The following is a 21,783-nucleotide window of genomic DNA, read 5'->3' on the forward strand; positions in this document are numbered from 1 at the left end:
GGCTTTAGAACGTGTTATGTACAAGCTGTTTGTGCTTATTGGCCTCATTCAGATCAGTGGATAGCTGCTCAATACCAGTCGATAACGTATCCAAAGCATCCGCTTATGCCGATGGTCGGAATGCCCGCCTGCCCGCCAATCAACGCGCAATACCCTTTGTCCCAAAACATTCCCGGACCAAAAATCAACACGCTGGACGATACACCGGGGCCGTAGTTTACTTCTATGGTCACGATTCTGAAGAGCCCTAAAAAGTCGGATGGTTTCACGAGTTTATCCGTCCATTGTAGGATACGTGTGCCAGTGCCGGGCATACTTTCATGGCTAAAGTCCAGACCAACGGGCATTGGACTGACCCCCAGCCCACCCACGATGTATGGGAACCGGTAAATTGTTCCTTTTTGATCGTCAGGTTCCATGAGAAATTCGCCACCGCCCAACGTTCCTAATAAAATACTGCCCGTGACGGCATTAGCGGTGGAAAGGCTCCATTTTGATTTTTGAATGGGTAGGTTCATCGTTCGTTTATTATTTGTCTTTAATCTGTCCAGTGCATTCCTAAGGGCCACTGTTATGACACTGACTTATGTCAGCGCTGTTACAATGGCCTTATGTGCCCAGCTTCTTACCCGTTCGCGAAGGGCCGGATCTTTGGCGACATGGTTTAGCCAGGTATTACACCCCCAAAACGATGTTTAACCAGGCGCTTTCGTTTACTTACCAACTGCTATAGGTTTGGGCAAGACGCTCCTTCACTATGTCGGCAAAGCCTGTTCTGTAGGCTTCCGGGGGCCAGGGAATACTGGTTTTGCCGGTCTGCTCGTACAAGCTGTAATTCAGCCAGTCGATATGAATATGAGTCATATGCAGGTTGCTTTCCGTATATGGGCTTCGATTGCCGTTGCGGTCATACTGGAAATTCATATAGATGAGACTATACCATTGCATCTCCGGACGGCACTCCAGAAAAGCTTCGATTAACTCATTGGCCAGTTGTTGCTCGCTTGCCCGGTCGGCAAACAGAATCAGGTCCAGAGCCAGACCCGCATCATGCCGGTTCAGCGTACCATCTTTTTTCCACTGTAGCCGTGGCAGTGGTCTGCCGTTCACCTCCACGTATGTTTCGGTTAGCAACGGCACGTTGTCCAGCAGCACCTGCGCCAGTGTTCTGACGGCCGGACAGGGCTTATTCCCTTCGAATGTTTGCAACCCTTTGCAAACCCCTAACCCACTACAAGCTCCCATATTGGTTACTGAGTTATTTGTCTATTCGTAAGTAGCTTGTATTACTACGCCGGTTGTGGCTGTAATTCCTTCTGAGGCTCACAACGCCAGGCCATCGTCTGATTGTCGGCTAGGTCAACCCTGATCAGCGACCCCTTGGCGGCTTCACCGGCTACGATCATCCGCGATATGGGACGCCGGAGCTGGTTCCGAATCACACCCTTGAGTTGCCGGGCACCGTATTGGGGCGTAAAGCCAGATAACGCCATGTGCTTACGGGCTTCCGGACTGAGCGTAAGGGTAATGCCTTGCTTCACTAGCTGATCGGTCAGACCACGCAGGTGCAGGTCGAAAATGCGCACGGCGTTCTCCTCCGAAATAGGCGCAAAAGGCACAATCTCTGTCAGCCGGGCCAGAAATTCCGGCCGGAAGTGGCGGCTCATGGAGTCCATTAGCTCAGCCGTTGCCGGAATCTGTCCGGCCTCGAATCGGTCGATGACCAGCTGGCTGCCGATGTTGGAGGTGAAGAGGACCACGGCATCTGAGAAATCGCCCTCTTTACCCAGCCGGTCATGCAGCCGCCCCTCATCGAGAATTTGCAGGAAGATATCGAATACCGACGGGTGCGCTTTTTCAATCTCATCGAACAGCACGACGGAATACGGTTTCTCGCGGATTTTATTCACCAGCAGGCCGCCTTCCTCATATCCTACATAGCCGGGAGGTGCCCCATAGAGCAAAGCCGCCGAGTGTTCTTCCTTGAATTCCGACATGTCGAACCGGATCAAAAACGACTCGTCATTGAACAGGAAATCGGCTAATGACTTGGCCAGCTCAGTTTTGCCGGTTCCCGTTGGTCCAAGCAGAAAGAAGGAACCAATGGGCTGACCCGCTTTCGTCAGGCCGGATCGGGCCTCCAGGATGGCGTCGGCGACGGCCTTTACGGCATGATCCTGACCAATCACCCGCTTTTTGAGTACTTCATCCATCGCCAGCAACTTATCGCGCTCCTGACTCTGGATTTTCCCTAGTGGAATTCCCGTTTTATGCGAAATCACCGCAGCCACATCATGCCGATCCACATTTGTTCTGGCTACAGCCGTCATATTCGTCAGCCGGCTCAGCGTTTGCCGGATATGATCGGCCAGCGTCGGAGCCGAGGCAAAAGGATCAGCTTCCGGCTCTTCGCCGGCAGGGGTATCGCTCATCAGATTCGCCAGCAGAATGGGGCTGATCTTATTTTCCAGCTCCTGATACAGATGCCGTAACTCGTTCAGCGTATCACTCCTGTGGGTGTTCACGGTCAACTGATCGAGCTGTTCGGACAGCTGGATGACTTCGGCAGGGGTTCGTTCGCTGATCATCCGCACGGCTGACAGCGTCCGGTCGAGCAAATCGACGGCCGAGTCGGGTAGCCGACGATTTCGGCTGTAGCGTTTGGCCAGTTCAACGGCTTCGGATACGGCATCGGTGCCAACGCTGAGCTTGTGATGGTTTTCGTAAAAAGGAACCAGACGCTGAATCATCCGAATGGCAGTATCTACCGTCGGCTCGTCTACGCGCAGCACATCGAACCGCCGACTGAATGCCTCATCCGTTTCGATGTATTTGCGGTATTCGTCCAGCGTCGTGGCCCCAATGACTACCAGGTTCCCCTTTGCCAGTTCGGGTTTGAGCAGATTGGCAACGCCCGTACCGAGTGGCCCGCGGCTGTCCAGCAACTGATGAATTTCATCGATGAACAGGATGATTTTCTCGTCTTTCTTTACCTCATTCAAAATGCTCTTCAGGCGATCTTCAACCTCGCCTTTGTACGATGCTCCGGCAACCAGCGCCCCCAGGTCCAGTTCGAGCAGTCGGGCATTTTGCAGGTAATCGGGCACCTGACCCGCCACGATGTTCAGGGCAAAACCATCCGCCAGCGCCGTTTTGCCAACACCCGGCTCACCCACCAGAATAACGTTGGGTTTGGTTCGTCGGCCCAGTGTTTCGGTCATCATGCGCACCTCGCGGTCGCGGCCCATAATGGGGTCTAACCGGCCCTCAGCGGCCATGGCTGTTTTATCGACACAGAAGCGAAGCAGGGCCTGCCCCAAGGTGCCCGGTGCGCTGGCAGGCTTCGATTCGTTCGTCTTTGTATCTGCGGTCACCGCCCTTTCAACATCGGTATCGGCCAGAGCCGCCTGCATCAGGTCGGCCTGGGTTAAGGGCAAACTCCGGAGTTGCTCGGCACTGAACGCCACGCCGGATTTGAGCAACGCGATCAGTACACAAACCGGATCGGTCTGGGCCTTGCCCAACTGCATGGCCACCAGGTCGGCCAGCTCCATCGCAGTTTTCACCTGCTCATCGCCCGGCGGGTTGGGCGACAGGCGGCTTGCTTTGGGGCTCGCTTCCATACGGACTTCGGCCCACTCGCGCAGGTACGGTACGTCCTGGCCAATCACGGCCAGCCAGGAGGCCATGCCAACCTCGTTGTGGAGCAGGCCCATCAGTAAATGCGCCGGGGTGAACAGCTCGTTCTGATACTCTTTGGAGAGCGACTGAGCAATCTGGATAGCCCGCTTAACGTCTTCGGTGTATGCCATCAGAATCAGGAGTTTATAAAATCAGTCGGAACCTAACCGGCGCAGTTTATCATTGATCGTAGTGATGCGTTGCCGGGCATCGGGGCGGGTGTTTCGTTCGAGCGTTTCCATGGCGAATTCATACAGAGGCCGTCGCCAGAGCGGAGGTTTATTAGTGGCGTCGGCTTTTTTCTCGCACCGATCAACGATTTCCATTTCAACGTCGGCCCGGGAAACGCCAGCCGTGGTGGGGGGCGCAGCCACCGGAGCGCTACCGGCTGCTTTTAGTTGGTCCTGAAGCTGATTGATGCGGGTTTGGGCTGCGCTAAGCTTGTTCGAACACTCCTGAAACTGGGGCAGGTAATTAGGGCCGCCCCCACCAGCCGCCGGAGCCGCAACCGGAGCCGGGGCTCCCGATTTGGCCGCCAGGATTTTTAGCATTTCATTTTCCTGCCGGGCCTGGGTGAGCGCTGCTGTTAACTTATCGACCTGACTGGCATCGATGCCTTCTTTTTCCAGTAGCTCACGCAGGTAACTGATGCTGTTGCGGTAGGTTAACACGGCATCGTAGGCCCCAATAATGTCGTGTGACAGTTGTTTGTTAAGGGGTTGCAGGGTTGCTGTATCCGCTTTTAGATTATTGACCTGATGTTGCAGACCATTTTCCAGACCAGAGAGCTGCGCTTTCAGACTCCCCTTCTCAATGTCGGTCGCCTTCAGATAGGCCTGATCGGTGGTTTGAAGCGTTCGGAGGTCGGTCGTTACCCCACTCATTGGTTTTCGGAGTTTCTGGGTTTGCTCGGTCAAGGTTTCGTTGAGCCGGGCATTTTCCTGCTTGAGCACGTAGTTGGGAGCACTGAACAGCAGATAGACCGCCAGCAGGGGCAGGCTCAGTGACAGGCAATAAACCCCCATAAATCGGCCCAATGCCTGTTGCCGTTCGGGTTTGTTAAGCGGTTCCATCAGTATGTTTTCTTGAGTTAGAAAGGGGGTCTTAAGTAGAGTTGGCTATTTTGTTTAGGTCGGTACCCACCGGATGGCCGGGCCATGTTACCCCAGCGGACTCCAGCGCGATCGGGGTTTTTCGGGTGGCGTGTCTTTTACTTCATGCTCGATGATGAACACGTTTTGCCCTTTCCGCTTGCCAATGAAGTCCAGCTGTGCCAGTTTGTAGAACACGTTCGACAGGGTCTGGTAAAACGTATCGACTTCCGTCAGCAGGGTTGCTACTTCGGTATGCTGGTAGGGTAGTTGCAGCGTGGCATTCAACTGGGCCTCGAAGGCGCCGGGTGTCAGGTCGGCCCACTCGCTGATGTAGCCAATGAATTCTTCCCGTTCGCGGCCACTCAGCATGGTCATCACCACCCGCACGGCCTGAATGGGTCGTAGCAGAATTTCGGCCATCTGAATGGGTGGCTCGTAGGGAATGATCCAGCTAAACCGGGTACTGATGTCTCCCAGAACAAAGGCCATCCGTTCGGCCATCAGTAGCGTGCTGCTTTGCAGGGCATTCTTGGTGTCCCGTTCTTTCGTGCGCTGGGTAATCTTATACGCATTGGTTTCCAGGGACTCTAGGTGCCTGCCGAATTGCTGATGCCATTGCTGAAGCCGGGGCAGGCTATAGGTCGAGGTACAGGCAGGCACGTAACTGGTATCGGCCTGCACTTCGCCATTGCCATAGCGAACGCGCCCAACGATTAGCTGATAGCTGAGTTCGGCGGGACGTATCTGCACCGACGGCACTATGTCGAGCCGATATTCGGGACGGGTGTGCGGATGGCGGGGTGGGGTTTCGGTCAGGATGGGTTCGCCCGTCGGAATGCGGGTAAACGGGTCGATCGTCAGCACCACATCGAACGTTTGAGGCTTGCCGGTTTGCAGTCCGTAGGCTTCGGCCAGGGCCGAAAACGAGGTTGTACAGGTCAGCGAATCCGTGGCGTTAAAATAGTCGATTCGGGCACCATGCGGGCTGATGGCCCGGCAACTCCGCAACTGCACCCGAATCTGCTGGTTAAAATCGCACTGAATCTGCAGGTCGAGGGCATCGTCGGCGGGCAAAATACCATAACGAAAGCGGGAAAGGCCCAGCGCATTGCTATCGCGGAGCTGATCATGCATAAAGTTTTCCCACTCGGTAAAGTGTCGGCGGGCTATCTTCATGCCGTCAATCCAGTTGACGGGCGGATAGTTGAGTTGTGGTACGGTCATAGCAGTAGGCGTGTCGATCATAGAGTCGTCGCAAAATCCAGTCGTCCGAAGGCGTCCTCCTCCGTGAATAAAAAAGTATCGGTAAGGGCCGAGGTATCCAGCTCTACGCTGATGCCAACATCCAGTGGCACCAGGTAACCCGCAAGCCAGTCGATCAGCCGCTGTCCGTTGCCGTCCGGCAGGTAGTGGGTCAGTCGTTCCGGGCGGTCGATGGACACGGTGATCCGCAGCAAAGGTTCTCCGTCATATAGCCAGCCATCGAACACCGAGTCGGCACCTAACTGCCACTGGCCCAGTGTCGACAGGTCGTGGTGAACAAACGCCTTCCCCGGCGCATCCAGCTGTACCGATACGCGCTCTTCGATCAGTTGGCCAAAGCACGTTTCCATCGCCACCAGGTCACCCGCCATCTGGTGGATGACGGGCAGCAGATACAACAGGCGTCTTCGTTGCGTGGGTGTCAGGAAATCCGGCAACGCCCAAAACCAGCCCAGCACGTCGTCGGGTAGAAGGGTATCGGTGCCCAGCAGAAACGCCCGTTGCTCCTGTTCGATCCGAATGCGCTGCCGGAAAAACTCCTGCTCGATGGGTAGGAAAAACCGCCGGGCGGCCTTCTCGCGCTCCTGCTGAATGGTCATTTCGCGGAGGGTAGCTTCCGTCGATGCCGACGCGTCCGGGCTCGTTGGCTGGTGAAAGACGCCCTCGGGTAAGAGGTCATACAGGCCGCTGCGATTCAGATCGATCTGCAACCACCGTTGCGTGGTCTGCTGCGATTCTACCCAGTGAACCTGGTCGATGTCGCGCGCAAAGGCCCGTTTGAACAAGCCCACCGGATTGATGATCAAGTCGTCGGGTGAGATACCCTCTTCGAGCATATCGGCCAGCACCACTTCGGCCCGCAGGTCGACGGGGAGGTGATTCAGGCGTTCGGCATAAGCTTCTATTGGTTCCATGCGGTCTTCGGGGTCAACTGGGTACAACAATAACCTCATAAGGGAGCGCGGCCACCGATTGCTGTTCGAGACTTATTTGCAGCAACCGCGCCTGTTGCTGCCAGTCGGTGGGTGAATAGGGACTCATGGCCGACGGTTTCAGGCTTACTCGAATGCACCGCTGAAATCCGTTGCCCGGCTGGGTGTCAACCCGAAAGGTCCGCTCCACCCGTGACGACTGGAGGTGCACGCCCAGTTCGGCCTGGCAAACGGCGCGGGCGTCCTCGAGCGTAACGATTCGGTTTCGGGTCAGCAAAGCCCGTTTGTACTGGATAATTTTCTCCGACTCATTGGGCCGTTCACGACCACCGGTGGTTGTCGTCATCAGAAAACCGCCGTCTTTACGAAGCGAATTATCGGCGTAGGGACTAAGCCGGCTCCCAATGGGCAGTCGATTGGCCGCATCGCCCTCGCTCGTCCAGTACTCGATAAAAACGGTATCGCCGGGCTGTTTTGGCTTAATGATCAGGTAGGGAATGGTGTCCCGTTTACGGGTTTTCTGATCTACTTTGGCCTCGAGCCGGGCCAGCGCCTGGTTGAGTTCCCGAATAACTGACGTCAGAAAATCTTCGCCCAGGGCAGCAAATGAGGCACTTTCGTCGTGCAGTAAATCCTGAAGGTTAATCAGGGTCTGGCGGGCGTCGCGTTCATCGAAGCGGCTGACACCGTATTGAACGGTATAGGAATCGGGGGCCATATCCGACAGGTTTCCGAGTGGAATGGCCGTTAGCTGGCGGTTTTGGCTGGTCCGAACGTCCCGCATGGCTAAAAAACATCGGTCTGTTTCGAGGGGGATGATGTTGAGGTTTTGCTGAAGCCGGTAGGTGATTCGATGAAGCCGCCGATTCATCACCGGGAAACAGTTCATCCCGACGCTCATGCCTGTCAGCACCTGTGGACTAACCGTGTGGGGCAATTGAATTTCGATCCACCAGAGCGGCTCTTTAAGCACACGCAAATCCCGGTCGGCGAACCATTGACCCACGGAAGCCGGATAAAGCTGTCGCTGCAGACCGGACGATTTAAACGTAGGCGCACCGGTGATTGTAACAAAATGACGATCATAGGCCAGAACGGCCTGTTTCTCCACATTGCCCATGCCATCGAACACATTGGCTAACAACGAACCGGCAGGTGCAGCCGTAGCCGTGTGGAACAAACCCGGTTGAACCAATAACTCCTGCCCGGCTAGCCGCCATGAACTTTGTGCCGGCAGTGCCCAATAATCGACCTGGCTCTCATCCGCAGGCCAGTCGAAAAAGAACGATAGGCCTTCCAGCGAGGGCAGGTTATCGGCTAGTTCCAATCCCAACCAAAGGAATTGGTAAGGCAGCACAACCGGAACTCCCTGCCGCTGAGCGACGGGCGTTTTCTGGGTCGCTTCGTCGATTCGATACAGGGCTTCGGTGGTGGCGATATACCGGATCGCCCCATCGACAATCGGGTAGGTGCCCACGGGCGAAAGGTAGGTTTCGGTGGTGCTGGCCGGGTCGGTGCGGGTTGTTGGGGTCCGTTTGTAGCCCAGTTGCGTTGTGGGCGACACTGTTGCCTGCGGCTCAACCGACCGCACCTGGGCGACGCCAAAAGCAGGCCGTGCTACATCAGGCTCAGGGTGCAGTACCTTGGCCAGCCGGTCGAGTAGCCGGGTCTGCGTATTCCCTACGTCCACCGCCATCCGTTCGAATTCCATCGCACAGGCTTCGATCAGCAGAGCCACGAGCGGGTCGAAGCTGTCCAGGTCGGCCTCGGCGTAGCCCCACAGGTCGGCGGCCCGGCGAAGCATACGGGTTTTCACCCGCTCGCGAGCGAATCCTTCCGAAACCAGATCAATAGGAGCCATCGTTTATTCGGTTGAAAGCGGAGCCAGAAACAGGCTCCGGTGAAAAGAAAATGATTCGTTTGTCCGGGTCAGCAGCCCATCGATCCAGACCGTCAATCGCCGTTTTATCCGCCGATTGGTTCGATTGAATTGTATTTCCTGGTCGGTCATATCCACACGCACGTGCACCTGTGTGAGTCGTTTTTCGTGTTCCGCCACGGACAATTCGATGGACTGCCGGATAGCCTCTTTCCAGCGGCTGTTGGCCTGATTCGAAAAGTCTTCGTCCCACAGACTACACCCAAACGTTTCGTCGAACCGAGACTCGGCGAAGTGCGTCGTCAGCATCAGGTACAGATTCTGGGCGATCGACTGCGGCAGCGAGCAGGTCGGGTGCGGCCGGCGTTGTATCACTTCATCTAGGCGCAAGGGTAAGGCGTAGTAGGGTTGTGGCATAGCTGGTCGCGATTAAAACCGGAATGCGAGCCCGGCACCTACACTGATACTATTCATGGGAACCGTAAAGCTTGCCAACTGACCCGTTTGCGGTTTGCGGGTTGTCGGATTCGTGGTCGGTATCTCGACGCCCTGATCTTTGTATTCGGTAACTGTAACCTGTGTGCTGGTCGGAGTTTTGCTCGTAAATTCGAGTCGTTCCGGCTTAAATGTCTGATTATAAGCAACGAGCTCGACAAACCCCCGAATGGCCTGGCTTAGCCGAAACTGAATTCCCAGGGCCGCCTGATACCCTAGCGCCAATGAGTTTTTTGTATAATTACTGGTAGACCCATACGTAGTACTGACCCCGACCGTAGGGGCCTCAAGGGAGTTGCTAACCGTCTTATAGTCCAGCACGACTCCGCCCACCAATCCCAGCCGGTTGTAGATGTAGTAGGCCGGGCGCGACAAGGCTTTAAACGTAATGTTTGGTATCACCGACACAACTTTTAGCGTAGAGGTCTCCGTATTACCATAGGTAGCTTTACCGTCAGTGTAGCTATTGACAATCTTTAGGTCTGATCCGAAGAGGATGTCGGCATCAATGCCCAGGTTGATGAAGTCACTGACGATAACGCCAAGCCCGATACCGGCCCGTGGACCAGCCCCTAATCCTTTAGTGGCCGTCTTAAACGTAAATACTGACCCATCGGAACTTTGTAACTCACTGTGGCTAATCTGTACACCCGGTGTAATCAGGCCATAAAGCCCGTAAACCTTTACATAAAAAGGCGCTTCGGTGGCCTTTGCTTTGTGAGGAACTGCCACTGTCGTAGCTGATTGACCTGAAGGGTTTACTGTGTTTATGGCAAGAGTAGACTGGGCTTGCCCTATCGTAACCCGCACAAGCAGGCCAAGGAGTAGGACGAAGAATCGATTCATGGCTATCTGATTTAAGATGAATAGAAACATAGGACTACGGTCAAGTTGTGGACTGCCTCAGCCTGACTGATCCGGTCGTGCTTAAAATCGGACTACCAGACCTGCTCCGGCACCGACACTGTTGATCGCAACGTTGAAATTGGGTTGCTCAGATGGGTCCGACTTATTGAAGTCGCCCTGGCTTTTATATTCCGTGGTAGAACTTTGGGTCGTACTGATTCCACTTTTGGTGCTGACCGTGGTACTCTGAATTTCTTTTGGCTTAAAGGACTGATTGTAAGCCACCACCTCAACAAACCCCCGAATGGCCTGGCTTAGCCGGAACTGAATCCCCAAGGCCGCCTGATACCCGATTGCCAGTGAGTTTTTTGTGTAGTTGGCAGTGCCTATCGATGTCGTGCTTGCGCCTTTAGTAGGGGTTTCCAGCCTATTGTCTATTGTCTTGTACTCCAGCACGATACCCCCAACCAGACCAAGCCGGTTGTAGATATAATAGCTCGGCCGCGAAAGGGCTTTAAATGTGACGCTAGGAATAACCGACAGTACCTTCAGGGTCGTCGTGTTCGAAATAACATACCGACTTAAATTACTGTCGCTGCCTACGAAAACATCATAGTTGGTTGTCAACGCGGTGCCAAAAAGGAGGTCGGCATCAATGCCAACGTTGATAAAGTCACTGGCGATCAGGCCAAGGCCAATACCTGCGCGTGGACCTTGCCCCAGCCGTGTTTTGACTGGCTGGTAAGAGTTCGGTAAACTTGACTGGCTTTGCGAGTAATTGTAGTTGATCTGCGTCCCAGGCGTTAACAGGCTATAGAATCCATACGCTTTTATGTACACCGAAGACTCCGTGGCTTTTGCTTGGCGCGGAGCGGTTTCTGTAATAGCCGATTCGTCCGTACGGTTTACGCTAGTTGCGTTCACCGCCGGTTGGGCCTGAGTTGCCGAAACGCGGACGAGCAGACCAATGAGTACAAGTAGCTGTAGCGGTTGATTTTTCATGTTACCTAAAGGGATTGAGTCCTGATTGGTTGCCTCAAAGGTCTTCAATCGTGAAAGCCTTGTCCATAACCCTTTACACCCACTGAGCGAACGGTAAAAAAATGTTTCCTTATGAATAAGTTCTTGACCGTGAGTGAGTTGGTTCAGGGGTTTCGGGCTGGTTCTCATTGTTGTTCGGGGAATTACAGGCAACAGGGCTCCTGTACCCTGATATAGTCAGGGTCTGGAGGGAATCCAGACACGTTGGTTTTAAAGAATCAGGCAGGCGATACGCCGGTGATGGTCTTTATTTGCAGACCTGATTATTAGCCAGAAAGGGCGAAAGGATCGATGTTTTCTGGATACCGGCGGCATGGGTAAGCGCTACCTCCTTTCCCCAGCCTTTTAAGGTAGCAAACTTGCTGTCGGTCGTCATATCCATGATGACACAAAGGGGGTTACCTCCGCCATCGTTTCCGGGTCCCCATTCCCATACCAACCAGCCAATGTCAAGTCGCTGGGTTTCTGTTAGTACTGTTTTGTAATCGACCCGACCTTCGGGTCCGCAGCTGTCTCCTTTTCCTTTTTCAACATAGGCTCCGTACGCGGAGAATTCGCCTACGATGAACGGCAAACCAACGTTCACGGCGGCCTGAAACTGGTTTTTGATAAATTCAGGGGTAGCCCCCTGGGCCATCGGCCAGTAGATATGCACTGAAAAGAGTAGGTTCTTATCGGGGTCGGCCTGAATCAGGCCCGGTCCCAGACGAACCAACTGTTCCAGATTTTTGCCGAAATCTGTTCCATCGATGAGTAAGGGTGTGTGAATGCCCGCCTGCCGAAGCTGCTGAACCGCACTGGTATACCCCTGGGTAAATTGAGTGTCGGTAACCTGGTCGTCGCCACACTCATTGGCAATGTTGACCAGCAGGTATTTCTGGTGTTTCTGAACGACGGCCAGAATATCGGCGCGCTTCCAGAAATTGACCATTTGCCCCAGCATACTCCAGTCGCCGGTGGCATCGTGAACTTCCACGATTGGAATCATCTTCTGGGCTACGCAGGCTGTAATCAGCTTATCGAGGTCGGTGGCCTTAGTCGGTTGACCGTTATCTTCCTGTGTTTTCCAGACGATACGTGCGCAGTTAGCGCCCGTTTTGGCAATTTCAGGAAAGGATTCCCCCGACCGGTCCGTCCAGAAGTTCATCTTGTTTATACCGCGCAGCGTGATTTTATTCCCGCAGGGATCGTATAAGAACCGATCGTTTACATAAAATCCTGAATGGCCAGTTGTTGTAGAGGTTGGCATCGTAGTAGTCGAATCATCTGTGGCACTGGTGCAGTGCTGTAGTAAAAGGCCCGTTAGAAAAAACAACGTACTCATGCTTGTTTTCATGGCTGTTCGCGCTAACGTGAATGTCTACAAAAGTCATTCGACCACCCCGAATATGCAATAACCCTTTACACCCATTGATTTAACGGGCATTGTGCTTGTTTTCACTATTGAGTTTGTAACTTGCTAGGCAATAAGACTCGTCGGCTTCGTACGCATTAACCTCTTTTTATGGTCAGGGCATTTCCCTAAAGCTTCCTAACCAGGCCTTTACTATGCTCAGAAAACTATTGGTCACAGCATTACTTCAACTACTGCTGAGTGGCCGATCGTTAACTCTACTTCATGCCCAGCCGCCGAACGTCGTGTTTAACCGCCTGCTGGATAAAGGCGAGTTTCCCAGCCAGACTGTGTATAGCATAGCCCGAGACAGGCAGGGATTTATCTGGTTCGGTACACGCCGTTGCCCGGTTCGGTACGATGGGCAGTCAGTCCGGAGTTTCCTCTTTCCCGAAACCTATTTGATAACAGGCATGGCTGCCGATTCGGCCAATCGGATGTGGGTTGCCAGCGACAGGCGCGGGATCTGCCGCATCGATCCGCATACGCTCCGTCTGACCCCCATCCTGAAGGCCCCCAAGACGACCGGTTATTTCTACGAAAGTTCAACCGGAGAAGGCTGGTTCAGTACGGTCAACGGCGTTGGGCGCCTGAATCTCCGCACCCACCATGTTGACTATTACTCGTTTCGGCAAACAACATACCAGGGCCTGAAGGCAAAAGGATTTCTGGAAGACAAACAACACCGGTTGTGGGTAATTGGCAGTGATAATGGCGTCTTTCGCTTCGACCGCCGGGCCAATCGCTTTATCTGCGTACTGGGCATCGATTGTCCGGACCCAAAACGCAGTCAACAACTGTACCTCAGCCGGGGCTGCGTCGATGCCAGCGGGATTCTCTGGATTGGCGCCTACGGGCATGGCCTCCTGCGCCTTGATCCCGACACAGAGCAGTTTTCGTTTTTCAAATTGCCCAATGAACCCAACCGGATTACCTGCGTTGAAGAAGGGCAGGATGAGAATAAGAAGCGGGTCCTTTGGGTTGGCGATGAAAACGGGCTGTTGGTATTCCGGCCGGAGCAACGTCAGTTTTTTCGGCTGACGAACATGCAGGCGGCTCCGTTTCAAACCAATGTCTTGTATCGGGATTCGAGTAATGGGGTTTTATGGGTGGGTACCTCGACGGGCGTTTTCAGCTACAATCCTCAGGACAACCTTATCCGAACCATTACCCTGCCGACTTCTTTAGTTCGCCAGCCCGTGGTCGTCAAAGTAATAGCCGCCGATCCGCAGGATACAACGGGACAGACTTTTTGGCTGGGCTTATCACATACCGGTATTCTTCGTTGGCATCGTCCAACGAACCGGTTTAGCCTTATTCCGTTTCCGCGTGGCGAGTCGGAAGCCATGTGGTTTCAACAGACGGCTACTCAATTATGGATAGGGCTCCGTAATTGGGGGTATAAAGGCGATGGAGTGATCGTTTACGACACGCGGCTACATCGGTTTGTGGACACACCAGCAGGGAAACGGGCCGGAACGCTGTTTTCGGTGCCTTTCGTCGATCATGGACTCATCGACAGGCAGCAACGACTGTGGGTGGGTAACAACGACGAAGGCCTTCAGGTACTCGATATGCGTACCGGTAAGCCCTTGCCGTATTGGTCTGACTCCATTCGCGCAGCCCTGCACCGAAACAATAATTTCCTGACGGGGCTGGCCATCGACGCCACCGACCGCATTTGGTTGTCGACGTACCGGGGCCTGTATTATGTAGCCGAGCCCGGTCATCGCTTTGTGTGGGCCGACGGCGCTCAGCCCACCACTAAATTGCCCGATGACCTCGCCACAAATGCCGTTCTGGCTGCCAGAAACGGCCATGTGTGGGCGGCCCGTTGGGGAAGTGTGACAGAAAGCCTGCCAAATGGGCGATTAGTCACTATGTTGACGGCCCGAGACGGATTGTATGACCGCGAAAACCGGCGATTGGCCGAAGATCAGGAAGGCACGATCTGGATTGGTAACTTCGACGGGCTCCACAGTTATAATCCAATCAACAAGCGATTTCTGCGCTTAACGGCCAATGATGGCTTGAGCCAGAATACCGTGACGGCTGCGCTCTATATGCATCAGGGTACCGAGTTATTCATTGGTCAGCAAAACGGGATCGATCATGTCGATGTAACCCAACTGCATCGTCGGACCAGCCTACCGCCGGTTGTCGTGACGTCTTTTCACGTCCACGAGCAGGAGCGACCCATCGAGCCCACACGCCCAATCCAGCTGTCCCGAACGGATAATGCGTTTAGTGTTGATTTTACAACCTTGCGGTATAGCCGGTTAGCCAACACGCAGTACGCCTATTTTCTGGAAGGGCTGGATGAACGATGGAATTACAGTGGGGCGTCGCACCGGGCTTATTATACAAACCTGGATCCTGGCCAGTATACATTGCATTTGAAAGCCGCCGACTCGTTTGGCAACTGGAGCCAGAAACCGCTTCTATTGTCGATTGAGATTCTGCCCGCCTATTACGAAACCTGGTGGTTCAGGGGGTTGATCGTGCTGCTGGTGGCTGGGTTTTTATATGGCCTGTATCGATACCGTATCAATCAACTGATGCGTGTTCTGCACATTCGTAACCGAATTTCAGCCGACTTGCACGACGAGATTGGGTCATCCCTGAGTGGCATTGGTATCTTAGGAACCATGATCAAGCAAAACCTCCCGGCCGAGCACCCATCGGGGTCGATGGTTGAGCGGATCGTTTCGGAAGCCCGGCATGTGAGTAATTCCCTGGATGATATTGTCTGGAGCATCAACCCCAATAATGATGAGCTCAGCAATTTGATTGCTCGTATCAACCGCTATGCCGCGGAGTTATTCGAAGCATCGGGGATTATCTATCAGATCAGCGTGCCGGATACGATTCAGCACCTGACCTTGCCCATGGAAAAGCGCCAGGATCTCTATTTGATCTCGAAAGAAGCCGTCAATAACCTGGTTAAACACGCCCAGGCGACCCAGGCGTCTCTGAAAATCAGTCTGGAACACCAGCGCCTTTATCTGGAGGTACGTGACAACGGGATCGGCTTCGATCCGAACGCAGAAACGGAACGGAATGGCGTTCGAAATATGCAGATGCGGGCTAAAAACCTGCACGGCGAGTTGGCCATCACCTCTGTGCCGGGGCAGGGTACATCGCTGCAACTCAGTTTTCCGGTGTTGTTCTAACCCATTGTTACACAGGAGTCTCGGGTGGTTGTTTATTTAGCCCCCCCTGAATTTGTTTTGGCTTCCGATTTTGGTCGGCCTGGTCGATCAGTTCAAGGATTCGATTTTGTCGGGTTTCTGGCCGTTTGGCCAGCACGAGCCACTGTAGAAGGTTTCGTTTGTCTGACCGGCTTAGCGTTTGGAAATAACGTCCTGCGTTCGGCCTTTTTTGAAAAGCCTCTTCCAGATCTGGAGGGATAACCAGCGCTTCGGCATCGTCCAGAATTGTCCAGGAGCCATTCTGTTTGGCTATATCAATAGCCCTCATCCCGACCTCGGTCATTAATCCGCTGTCAATGAGTCGCTGAACTTTTTCTTTATTGATTTTCGACCAGACGCTTTTCGGTTTTCTCCGGCTGAAAAACTGTCTGTAGGTGTAGTCGTCCACCGGTTTTGCCACGCTATCGATCCACCCAAAGCAAAGGGCTTCATCGACTGCGTCGCTATACGCTAGTCGGTCACTGGTCGACTTCTTTTTATGGTACACCAGCCAAATAGATTGTTTTTTATCGTGGTGCTCCTGCAGCCATTCCCGCCAGTGTTGCCGGTCTGTCGGGCAAAATGTGTCGATTTCTTTTTCGGGCATCTTCATTCGCCAGCTTGTTTGATCGTTGAAGTTATTCAGGACTGATTTTATCCCTAGATCCCCTGAAGGGGGTGAATTCGTGGTCAATCATGAGGGTAGTCTGCTACGGCGGGTGCCTAATTCAGGTAGTGAGCGAGTAGCGACAAGTAGGGTAGTCAAGGCCTGTTCTCCAATCGATACACCGGATACCGGTTAAACGTCTTTTCGAAATAGGGCGTCTGCTTATAGATGAAGTTTAACTGGGCATCGGCATTTTCGGCGAACGCTTTGTCGGCGGCCCGCTTGTCGGCTAGTTGCTGGCGCAGGGCCGGGTCTTTGCGAAGCAGGTCAGCCGCCGTGTCCTCAAAAATGTAATCGGCGAAATATTCCTTCTGATCCAGCACACTGTCGAAGAAATTCCAGGCAAAAAATGAGTCGGCTGCTTGTGGTTCCAGCGTTTCCATCAGGTAGCGGTTTGTGGGGTGATTGGTTGGAATAACATAATCGCCCTTGTAAAACTGTATGCGTTGGGTCTCCGTCCTGACCTTCACGCCCGTGTGAACATAATGGCCCTCATACGGACGAGATCCTGTTTTATAGTCCTCCAGATAATACGCCGATACAGTGATCAGGCTGTCTTTGGCGAGCGCCTGCAAGGCAACACCATTTCGTTTCAGCAGGGCAATGGCTTCCCGCCATCCCTGCGGAATCAGGTATGCATTGGGTTTGGTCAGTTGAAGGTCGGCCACAAACGTGTTCTGATACGGAATGCGTTTCGTAAAGGGTTTGCTCCGGTCGTAATAAAGTCGCTTCAGACCCGATACCTCACTGGGTTTGTAAACCGCTTCGTAGCCCAGGAATGTAACCGAATCTGTCCGGGTGCGGTCGAGCCGGTAGTTGAGCGCAAAAGTCGTTTGCTGGCTGACGGCCGCATCGGCGCGTTGCTTGTTGGCCAGAATTGTGCGGGCATCGCGCTCGCACAAGCGCAACACGGCTTCATCGAAGGCATAACTGCCCTTTACCCTCGCCGGATAATCTTTCCACATGTGTGTTTCGAGTGTAAAGCCAAAGCAGTTGAACATAGCGGCATAGCCTGTCGAATAGCGGGGAGAATCGTTGTAACCCAGCAGGCCGCTTTCGGGCGTATCTTTTGGATGGTTCACATAGGGTGCTGGAGGAAATCCTTTATCGGTAAGCCGCTTATCCAGTTCCGGTTGAAAGGTTTGTGTCATGTAGCCCGACACGGCCGGGTGAAGTTTGTCTTTCTGGGTGGCAAAATACGTAACGACGTGTTGGTAATCGGCCCCGTCGCTGGTGTGGTTGTCGATGAAGACCTGCGGCTTCAGCTGCTGAAAGATTGTCTGAAACGAACGCGTATTCTCTGCCTCCGCTTTAATAAAATCACGGTTGAGGTTCAGGTTACGGGCATTACCCCGGAAACCATACGTTGTCGGTCCGTTCTGGTTCACCCGGGATACACCCCGGTTCAGTGAGCCGCCCACGTTGAATACGGGTATGATCGCCAGCAGTACATTTTTCGGCAACTTGTTCGCCAGCAGCAGATCGCGGGCCATCATCATACAGGCATCGATACCCTCCGGCTCACCGGGGTGGATGCCGTTATTGATCAGCAGAGTGACCCGGTCGGGTCGGGCCGTAAACACTTTATCTGCCGAAAGAAGCAGTAGGTGCAGCGGTTTACCCACGTCTGTTTTTCCCACGTCGATCAGTTTCGCCTGATCAAATTGCTTATCCAGCCGTTGGTAATAGTCAATGATTTCGGCGTAGGTAGCCGTTTCTTTCCCCTGGCTACGCTCGTAGGGTGTCATGAAGGAGGGTTTGGGCTGAGCGAAGACCGATGTGGCAAGCAGGCAAAGTAGCAGATGAAGCGGTTTTTTCATGAGTAGGGTGTATTCCGGCCCTAAATTACCCCGAAACCTATAAAATCACCAGTTAGGTTATGTCGTACGCTACTCCGTATAATAGACAGTCCTGTTTAGTATATATAAGAAGCCGAGCCATTCAACGGATGAAAATCATATAGAACTCATTGATTATTATATTATTAGTTAAATTATAGAACTTAATAGTAATAATATATTCTCTTTTTTATAAAAACGGTATCATAATTGCTCGAATGTTAGCTATATCGGGTAATATGTTAACATGTTAAAAGAAGGGAAGCCAATGAGCGTAACGTATAGGACGATTTTAATTTGTTGGGCGGTACTAGGTTGCCTGGTAACACCCGAAACGGTATTGGCACAGCTGAAAGTCACTTTTCCGGTGAATCGAATGGTTCTCCAGCGAGATGCCAACAACCGGGCCAGGGTCCAGATCGCCGGTAGCTATAGTCGGCAGTTGGATATGGTCGAAGCCCGGGCAGTGGTACGGACCACTGGGCAAGGCACGACGACAGCCTGGTCTACCTTACAAGTCAATCCAACGAATGGTCAGTTCAGCGGTAATCTGGACGTAACGGGAGGCTGGTATAAAATTCAGGTAAGGGGATCAAAAGGTGGCAATCTGGTGGCAGTCGATTCGGTGGAGCGGTTTGGCGTGGGGGAGGTCTTTGCGATCATCGGTCACTCCAATGCCCAGGGATCAAGTTGTATCGTGGACGGAGTAAACCGTTGTCCTTCTATAAACGGGGCCAGTGATGACCGGGTGACGGTAATAGCCGTAGACCCCAATACCAGTACGTTTCAACAATACCTAAATACCGCCGATACACAATATATACCCGGCCTGAACTTCGATCAGTTGATGACCCATAACGGTAGCTCGCCTTTCGGGGAGTACGCCTGGTTATGGGGGCATATGGGCGATGAATTGGTCAGACGCCTGAATGTGCCCGTCTTGCTGTACAATGCCGGATTTGGAGGAACCACCATGCAGTTTAATTACTGGGCCGCTTACGACATTCCCTTTCAGCATTCGTTTGTGCGGTATGATCTGCGTATGCCGTATGCTAACCTGCGTAATCTGATGAATCTCTACGTGCCCACAACCGGCATTCGGGCCGTCCTGATTCAACATGGTGAAAATGACCGGGGAAATCCGACCGATTCGACCTATAAATACTACAGCAAAGTGATCGACAAAATGAGGACAGAGTTTAACAAGCCAGATTTAGGCTGCATTGTGGCTTTGTCTTCGTTTGTGGGCGGTCGTTTTGATAACGTGCGATCGGCCCAAACGCAGATCATAAACCGAACCAATTACAAAGCCTTCCAGGGGCCTGATCTTGACCAGATCAGCTCCATCGACGACCGGCCTGATGGCATTCATTTCTCACCAACCGGCCAGGTAAAAGCCGGTGATTTGTGGGCGGCAGCAATCAGCACGGTTTGGGCGTCTGCTGCGCCGTACACGGCAGAGGCACAACCAATGACAAGCCTGAGTTGCGCTGACTCCAATCGAGTGGTTATCGCCCAGCCCGCCGGATACGCCTATCGGTGGAGTACGGGCAGTTTGCTCCAGCGATTAACGGTGGGCGCAGGTACCTATTCGGCCCGGATCATGAATAGTCAGAAAAAGACCTATTTCCCACCCGCTACAGTGGTGCCAGCCGTTGTGCAGCCTGCTTCCCCCGTTTTAACCACAGACAATGGCACATTGAGTATTTGTCGCCGTACCGGGCTGCGGCTCAACTCCTCTTATTCGGGGCCGAACCTATGGAGTACGAGCGCTACCTCCTCATCGATTGTTGTTACTACACCAGGCGTGTATAGCGTTCAGGCCGTAGAACCCGTATACGGTTGTTTGTCAGCGGCCGTTAGCCGGACCGTTACAGTAGCCCCTGTTGACTTAAGCATTACCCTGCAGACGTCGCGACTGGCTGTGGCCCTCAACGATACCGTTGGCTTTCGGTTGCTGGTTAATAACAAAAGTGGTTGCGATGCGGGCAGTGTATCCATCCAAAGTCGCTTACCACCCAATTTGACGTTCGTTTCAGCCGCCAACCCGCTCAGGCTTTCGAACAACATAGTTAGTGGTACGATTTCGGGTTTATCTGCTGGCACAACAGTCAGTCAGCAATATATCGCCCGGGTAACCACCGCAGGGACTTACCGCACCACCGCTGAAATTACGTCGACGGTTAACCCCGACATAAATTCGACACAGAACAATGGTACGGCTAATGGAGAAGACGACGAAGCGCAAACGTATGTACGGACATTTACGTATTCCCCCAATCGGTATGAGTCGGCCAACCCTGGCCAGGTCCTTCTTCCAATCGTTCGGGGGAATCAACCCCTGGCCGATTCGACCAAAGCCGACTTAAGTTTACGGATGCAAGTCAGTCGGCCAGCGGCCTTGACGGGCCAACTGGTGGATATTAGCCTGATTGTAACCAATCAGGGAGGCTTAACAGCGACAAACGTGGTCGTGAACAATGTGCTGCCCTCGGGTGTCGTTTTTATTTCCTCTGCCTCAGGCCTGACGCTGAGTGGGTCAGTGCTCAGCGGTTCCATTCGCTCCATTCCCGCCGGACAGTCGGTGAGTCTAGTATTTACGGTCCGGTTAGCCAGCAGTGGTTTCTATACAAATCAAGCGCAGATCATGAGTGTTACTCAATCGGACCCGGACTCGAGGCCTGGAAATGGGTATACGAATGGGGAAGACGACCAGTGTAGCGTTACGCTACGCACATCCAGTTAATCAATTAGTTAGGTTTTCTCGTATGAATGTAGGTAAACAGGTTTTAGGTAGTTAACTTTCGTTGTAGAGTAAACATATTTCTTAAATAACGTGTCAAATCGGATAGATAGTAAAACATGTCTATGCAAAAACGAATATAAGTTATGATAAAGCTCTTGTTTAGTTTAGTTATTGGTCTGGTGCTGGTCTCCTGTGGTCGGGCTCAACCCATCGAACCGCCCCACGTTCCGACGGGTTATTTATATAAAGTTGAACCGGGTATTCCGGGTAAGCAGGTGTATGTGTGTAATCAACGGCCCTTCACAGTAACGGGTGAATTAGTGGGACCAGGAAATTTAAGGGCACAGGCCCAGCAGGTCTTTGAAAACCTGAAAACCTCGCTCCAGAGTGTCGATATGACGCTTCGTAATGTAACCCAGGTGACCTACTCCATCAGAGGTACTTCAGTTACTGTCGATACGACCAATGCTCGGGTGCTCAGCAATCTGGGTACGGCTTATTTTACGCAGGTGCCCAATATTGTCGAGATGAAAAATGTATCCCAGCTTGCTCGTGAAGATGTGTTGATTGAGGTTGAGGTTATTGCCGTGAAGTAGCTGGTCGTGTATGGTACAGCCACTCCGCTACATCTTTCTCCCATCGTTGACGTCATTGAAACATGAGTCATTCCGAATTTCAGAAATTTGGGATGACTCATGTTTACGCGAGGCCTTCCGA

16 protein-coding genes are annotated in these 21,783 nt (G+C 53.1%); 3 read left to right on the top strand and 13 right to left on the bottom strand.

Translation table 11 applies throughout. The features are described 5' to 3' along the window. Positions 1-68: 68 nt before the first annotated feature. The 11 genes from SD10_RS09520 to SD10_RS09570 all read right to left on the bottom strand — a co-directional run bounded on the left by SD10_RS09520 (position 69) and on the right by SD10_RS09570 (position 12,567). Positions 69-518 (bottom strand): hypothetical protein, encoded by a 450-nt coding sequence (locus SD10_RS09520; RefSeq protein WP_046573591.1) that lies wholly within the window; start codon positions 516-518, stop codon positions 69-71. Between the two features lie 199 nt (positions 519-717). Then, positions 718-1,245 carry a hypothetical protein gene (locus SD10_RS09525; protein WP_046573592.1) on the bottom strand — a complete coding sequence of 176 codons (528 nt, stop codon included), beginning with the start codon at positions 1,243-1,245 and terminating at the stop codon, positions 718-720. Between the two features lie 44 nt (positions 1,246-1,289). After that, entirely contained in the window at positions 1,290-3,812 is a 2,523-nt protein-coding gene (locus SD10_RS09530) for an ATP-dependent Clp protease ATP-binding subunit (RefSeq protein WP_046573593.1), read from the bottom strand. A 21-nt stretch (positions 3,813-3,833) separates the two neighbouring features. Beyond that, positions 3,834-4,754, bottom strand: coding sequence for a hypothetical protein (locus SD10_RS09535; RefSeq protein WP_046573594.1), 921 nt, complete (start codon positions 4,752-4,754; stop codon positions 3,834-3,836). Between the two features lie 87 nt (positions 4,755-4,841). After that, positions 4,842-5,999 (bottom strand): hypothetical protein, encoded by a 1,158-nt coding sequence (locus tag SD10_RS09540; protein ID WP_046579300.1) that lies wholly within the window; start codon positions 5,997-5,999, stop codon positions 4,842-4,844. A gap of 17 nt (positions 6,000-6,016) precedes the next feature. Then, entirely contained in the window at positions 6,017-6,952 is a 936-nt protein-coding gene (locus SD10_RS09545) for a hypothetical protein (RefSeq protein ID WP_046573595.1), read from the bottom strand. 13 nt (positions 6,953-6,965) lie between these two features. Continuing rightward, the gene (locus SD10_RS09550) at positions 6,966-8,831 is read right to left on the bottom strand and encodes a type VI secretion system baseplate subunit TssF (protein ID WP_046573596.1); all 1,866 of its coding nucleotides are present in this window, start codon (positions 8,829-8,831) and stop codon (positions 6,966-6,968) included. A gap of 3 nt (positions 8,832-8,834) precedes the next feature. After that, positions 8,835-9,266: a GPW/gp25 family protein gene (locus SD10_RS09555; protein ID WP_046573597.1), complete on the bottom strand. Its 432-nt coding sequence runs from the start codon at positions 9,264-9,266 to the stop codon at positions 8,835-8,837. 12 nt (positions 9,267-9,278) lie between these two features. Continuing rightward, entirely contained in the window at positions 9,279-10,190 is a 912-nt protein-coding gene (locus SD10_RS09560; RefSeq protein WP_046573598.1) for a Clp protease/crotonase-like domain-containing protein, read from the bottom strand. Positions 10,191-10,271: 81 nt separating this feature from the next. Further along, positions 10,272-11,192, bottom strand: coding sequence for a hypothetical protein (locus SD10_RS09565; RefSeq protein ID WP_046573599.1), 921 nt, complete (start codon positions 11,190-11,192; stop codon positions 10,272-10,274). 286 nt (positions 11,193-11,478) lie between these two features. Further along, positions 11,479-12,567: a cellulase family glycosylhydrolase gene (locus SD10_RS09570; protein WP_082111563.1), complete on the bottom strand. Its 1,089-nt coding sequence runs from the start codon at positions 12,565-12,567 to the stop codon at positions 11,479-11,481. Positions 12,568-12,779: 212 nt separating this feature from the next. Here SD10_RS09570 and SD10_RS09575 point away from each other — a divergent pair, with 212 nt between their 5' ends. Further along, positions 12,780-15,797 (top strand): sensor histidine kinase, encoded by a 3,018-nt coding sequence (locus SD10_RS09575; protein WP_046573601.1) that lies wholly within the window; start codon positions 12,780-12,782, stop codon positions 15,795-15,797. Positions 15,798-15,804: 7 nt separating this feature from the next. Here the strand turns inward: SD10_RS09575 and SD10_RS09580 are convergent, their stop codons facing one another. Together SD10_RS09580 and SD10_RS09585 are read right to left on the bottom strand one after the other, a co-directional pair. After that, positions 15,805-16,428: a YdeI/OmpD-associated family protein gene (locus SD10_RS09580; protein ID WP_316933135.1), complete on the bottom strand. Its 624-nt coding sequence runs from the start codon at positions 16,426-16,428 to the stop codon at positions 15,805-15,807. Between the two features lie 149 nt (positions 16,429-16,577). Continuing rightward, positions 16,578-18,302 (bottom strand): M14 family metallopeptidase, encoded by a 1,725-nt coding sequence (locus SD10_RS09585; RefSeq protein WP_046573602.1) that lies wholly within the window; start codon positions 18,300-18,302, stop codon positions 16,578-16,580. Between the two features lie 394 nt (positions 18,303-18,696). On the opposite strand from SD10_RS09585, the gene SD10_RS09590 reads away from it, so the two are divergent. Both SD10_RS09590 and SD10_RS09595 read left to right on the top strand, forming a co-directional pair. Next, a complete protein-coding gene (locus tag SD10_RS09590) occupies positions 18,697-21,066 on the top strand; it encodes a sialate O-acetylesterase (protein ID WP_148562413.1) in 2,370 nt (789 codons plus the stop codon). Positions 21,067-21,209: 143 nt separating this feature from the next. After that, positions 21,210-21,662, top strand: a complete 453-nt coding sequence (locus SD10_RS09595; RefSeq protein ID WP_052731144.1) for a RidA family protein — start codon at positions 21,210-21,212, stop codon at positions 21,660-21,662. Positions 21,663-21,783 lie beyond the last annotated feature (121 nt).

It is taken from the genome of Spirosoma radiotolerans (genome assembly GCF_000974425.1).
In the GTDB taxonomy this organism is placed as follows: Bacteria; Bacteroidota; Bacteroidia; order Cytophagales; family Spirosomataceae; genus Spirosoma; species Spirosoma radiotolerans.

Coding starts and splice junctions, on each gene's coding strand:
- SD10_RS09520 (WP_046573591.1), bottom strand. CDS start 518: ATGAACCTACCCATTCAAAAATCAAAATGGAGCCTTTCCACCGCTAAT.
- SD10_RS09525 (WP_046573592.1), bottom strand. CDS start 1,245: ATGGGAGCTTGTAGTGGGTTAGGGGTTTGCAAAGGGTTGCAAACATTC.
- SD10_RS09530 (WP_046573593.1), bottom strand. CDS start 3,812: ATGGCATACACCGAAGACGTTAAGCGGGCTATCCAGATTGCTCAGTCG.
- SD10_RS09535 (WP_046573594.1), bottom strand. CDS start 4,754: ATGGAACCGCTTAACAAACCCGAACGGCAACAGGCATTGGGCCGATTT.
- SD10_RS09540 (WP_046579300.1), bottom strand. CDS start 5,999: ATGACCGTACCACAACTCAACTATCCGCCCGTCAACTGGATTGACGGC.
- SD10_RS09545 (WP_046573595.1), bottom strand. CDS start 6,952: ATGGAACCAATAGAAGCTTATGCCGAACGCCTGAATCACCTCCCCGTC.
- SD10_RS09550 (WP_046573596.1), bottom strand. CDS start 8,831: ATGGCTCCTATTGATCTGGTTTCGGAAGGATTCGCTCGCGAGCGGGTG.
- SD10_RS09555 (WP_046573597.1), bottom strand. CDS start 9,266: ATGCCACAACCCTACTACGCCTTACCCTTGCGCCTAGATGAAGTGATA.
- SD10_RS09560 (WP_046573598.1), bottom strand. CDS start 10,190: ATGAATCGATTCTTCGTCCTACTCCTTGGCCTGCTTGTGCGGGTTACG.
- SD10_RS09565 (WP_046573599.1), bottom strand. CDS start 11,192: ATGAAAAATCAACCGCTACAGCTACTTGTACTCATTGGTCTGCTCGTC.
- SD10_RS09570 (WP_082111563.1), bottom strand. CDS start 12,567: ATGAAAACAAGCATGAGTACGTTGTTTTTTCTAACGGGCCTTTTACTA.
- SD10_RS09575 (WP_046573601.1), top strand. CDS start 12,780: ATGCTCAGAAAACTATTGGTCACAGCATTACTTCAACTACTGCTGAGT.
- SD10_RS09580 (WP_316933135.1), bottom strand. CDS start 16,428: ATGAAGATGCCCGAAAAAGAAATCGACACATTTTGCCCGACAGACCGG.
- SD10_RS09585 (WP_046573602.1), bottom strand. CDS start 18,302: ATGAAAAAACCGCTTCATCTGCTACTTTGCCTGCTTGCCACATCGGTC.
- SD10_RS09590 (WP_148562413.1), top strand. CDS start 18,697: ATGGTTCTCCAGCGAGATGCCAACAACCGGGCCAGGGTCCAGATCGCC.
- SD10_RS09595 (WP_052731144.1), top strand. CDS start 21,210: ATGATAAAGCTCTTGTTTAGTTTAGTTATTGGTCTGGTGCTGGTCTCC.